The 3,213-nt window shown below is 71.6% G+C and carries 3 protein-coding genes; 2 read left to right on the top strand and 1 reads right to left on the bottom strand.

Annotated features, from left to right (window positions below; genetic code table 11):
• On the bottom strand, positions 1 to 1,027 hold a 1,027-nt coding region (locus VOI19_RS16905), incomplete at its 3' end, for a serine/threonine-protein kinase (protein ID WP_323794121.1).
• 60 nt (positions 1,028 to 1,087) lie between these two features.
• Here VOI19_RS16905 and VOI19_RS16900 point away from each other — a divergent pair.
• Complete coding sequence (locus VOI19_RS16900) at positions 1,088 to 1,657, top strand: RNA polymerase sigma factor (RefSeq protein ID WP_323794120.1); 570 nt, start codon at positions 1,088 to 1,090, stop codon at positions 1,655 to 1,657.
• A gap of 26 nt (positions 1,658 to 1,683) precedes the next feature.
• Positions 1,684 to 3,111 carry a M1 family metallopeptidase gene (locus VOI19_RS16895; protein ID WP_323794119.1) on the top strand — a complete coding sequence of 476 codons (1,428 nt, stop codon included), beginning with the start codon at positions 1,684 to 1,686 and terminating at the stop codon, positions 3,109 to 3,111.
• Positions 3,112 to 3,213 lie beyond the last annotated feature (102 nt).

Here is a 3,213-nt window from a genome sequence, read left to right as displayed (position 1 = left end):
AGCCGCCCGCGAGGGTGGCGGCCGCGGCCACGACGGCGGCTGCGGCCAGGGCGACGCGCCTGGGCCACCGACGCCGCGGCGCCGGCAGGTCGAGCTCGGGAAGCGGACCGAAGTCCGGCGGTGGCGTCGGGCGCGCGCCCGGCTGCGTGAGGTCGGGATCGGCAGGCAGCCACCCCGCCGACGGAGCGGCGCCCTCGATCAGGGTGGCGCCGGCGAGGGCGGCGGTGAGGGCGTCGACGAAGTCGGTGACCGACGGCCACCGCTCGGCGGGCTCCCGCGCCAGCGCACGCCGTACGACGTCCTCGACGGCTGCCGGGAACTCGCGCCCCGCGACCGACAGCGGCGGGGGCGGTGACGGGTCGGCCGCCGACCCGAGCGAGGTGTGTGTCCACGGCGTGCGCCCGGCGAGGAGGAGGAAGGTGATCACGCCGAGGGAGTACTGGTCGGCCTGCGCGGTGGGCGACTCACCCTGCGCCTGCTCGGGGGCGACGAAGGACGGCGTTCCGGCGATCATCGTCAGCCGCGACGAGGCGTCGAGGGCCTTGCCGAGACCGAGGTCGCCGAGCATGGCGCGCAGCTCGGGCTCACTTCCGCCCGCGTCGACGGTGCGGAAGAGCACGTTGGCCGGCTTGACGTCGCGGTGCAGGATGCCGCGGTCGTGGAGCGCCTGGAGCCCGGCGGCGACCTGCCGCACGACCTCGAGCCCCTGGGCGACGGTCGTGCCGGTGACCTCGAGCCGGTCGGCGAGCGTGCCCTGGTCGGCGTACGACATGACGAGGTAGGGACGGCCGTCGTCGAGCTCGCCGGCGTCGTAGACGCTCACCACGTGCGGCGACTCGACGCGGCGCAGGTAGCGGCCCTCCTCGATGAAGCGGGTGCGGACCTGGTGGTCCTCGGTCCAGTTGTCGGCCAGCACCTTCACCGCGACAGGCGCGTCGAGCTGTTCGTCGTAGGCCAGCCAGACCGTCGCGAACCCGCCGCTGCCGATTCGTCGGCGCACGGCGTAGCGACCGAGTCGGTGCGGCATGGACACGCCTGCATCCTGCATGATGTTTCCCACCGACGCCGGGAGGGGCAGGGGTGAGCCATGGACGAGCACGCTGTCACGCCTGACGAGATCGACGCCCTGGCGCACCAGGCGCAGGACGGCGACGCCGCCGCGCTCGACGCCGTGCTCACCGCGATCCGCCCGCGCATCCTCCACGTGTGCCGGGGCGTCCTGCCCTACTCCCCCGATGCCGAGGACGCCTGCCAGGAGGCACTGCTCAAGATCGCCACCAAGATCAGCACCTGGGGAGGACGCGGACGCTTCACCACCTGGACCCACGTCGTGGCCGTCAACTCCGCCCGCTCGACCTATCGCAAGATGAAGAACCAGGCGAGCGCTGCCGACCCGCTCGAGCACAGCCCCATCAGCGACAAGCCCGACCCGCGCACGACCAGCGTCATCGCCGGCACCCGGCTCGACCTGCTCGAGGCGATGGAGACGATCGAGCGAGAGCACCCGCAGTACGTCGAGCCGCTCCTGCTGCGCGACGTCTACGGGATGCCCTACGACGAGATCGCCCAGCTGCTCAGGCTGCCGCTCGGCACCGTCAAGGCGCAGATCCACCACGGCCGCAAGCTCGCTCGACCCCTGCTGCGCGGCGACTCGTGACCTTGCGCCGTGATCTCTTGGCCCTGATGGCCGCGTGCCTCCTTCTCACCGGCTGCTCGGCCCCGGTCCTCGACGACGCCCCCGCGACGCCGGCCTCGCCGACCACGCCGACCACAGAGGAGGCGACCCCCGACCAGGTGCGCGACCTCGGCATCGCGCTCAGCGACCCGGTCGAGGACTCGGTCTACCCCGAGGCCGGCGAACCCGGGGTCGACGCGCTGCTCTACTCCCTGAACCTCACCTGGGACCCCGACGACGACCTCCTGACGGGATCGCAGACGCTGATCTTCCGGGCCACCGAGTCGGCGCCGTCCTTCCAGCTCGACCTCGGCGCGCCCCTCGAGGTCAGCGCCGCCCTCCTGGACGGGCTCCCCGTGCCGTTCACCCACCGCGGCAAGGACCTCGTCGTCGATGGCGACGTCCTGGCCGACGAGCGCTCCGTGCTCGACGTCGAGTACGCCGGCACGCCCGAGCCGGTCGAGGCACCCACCACCCGCACCGACATGCCGGGCCTCGGCTTCACGATCGACGACGACCACCAGGTCTGGACGATGCAGGAACCCTTCGGGGCCTACACCTGGTATGCCGTCAACGACCAGCCCGCCGACAAGGCGCTCTACGAGTTCACGCTCAACGTGCCCTCGCCCTGGACGGGGATCGCCAACGGCACCCAGACCTCGCTCATCGACGACGGCACGACCACCACGACGACGTACACCCTGGACGAGCCGGCGGCGTCGTACCTCGTGACGCTCGCCTTCGGCGACTACGTGCGCACCGACGACGAGGGGCCGGGCGGCGTGCCGATCACCTACTGGGTGCCGCGCGGGAGCGAGAACCGGCTGCCGAACCTGCAGACCACCCCTGCGGCGATGACCTTCCTGGAGGAGTCCCTCGGGCCCTACCCGTTCGAGACCGCCGGGATCCTGGTCGTCGACTCCGACAGCGGCATGGAGACCCAGACGATGATCACCCTGGGCGACAACCGCTACTCCACGGCCCCCGCCACGATCGTGCACGAGCTCGCCCACCACTGGTACGGCAACCAGGTCACACCCTCCGACTGGAGCGACGTGTGGATGAACGAGGGCATGGCGATGTACTTCCAGCTCATGTGGCAGGCCGAGGACGAAGGCATCGCCCTCGATCCCTACCTCGACGGCTTCCGCGCCTACGAGGCCGAGCAGCGCGAGGCGGCCGGCCCTCCGGCCGACTACGACCCGGCCCGCTTCGGCGAGGGCAACGTCTACTACAGCCCAGCCCTGATGTGGCACGCCCTGCGCGAGCTGCTCGGCGACGAGACCTTCTTCGAGATCGTGCGCGGCTGGCCTCTGGTGCGCGACAACACCAGCACCGACCGCGAGGCGTTCCTGGCCTACGTCGAGGAGGGCTCGGGGCAGGACCTCGACGCGTTCTTCGACGCCTGGCTGCTCGGCGAGACCACTCCCGGCTGAGGCTCACGTACACGGACGGGCATACCGGCGCCTCGCCGACGACCAACGCCCCGTTCTATGCGGCGCCGCACTGCCCGCACCGCTGATCTGCCCGTCCTTGTA

This window comes from Nocardioides sp. (assembly GCF_034670285.1).
In the GTDB taxonomy this organism is placed as follows: Bacteria; Actinomycetota; Actinomycetes; order Propionibacteriales; family Nocardioidaceae; genus Nocardioides.
Note: the sequence above shows the minus strand (reverse complement) of the source record. Positions and strands in the feature narration are given on the sequence as shown.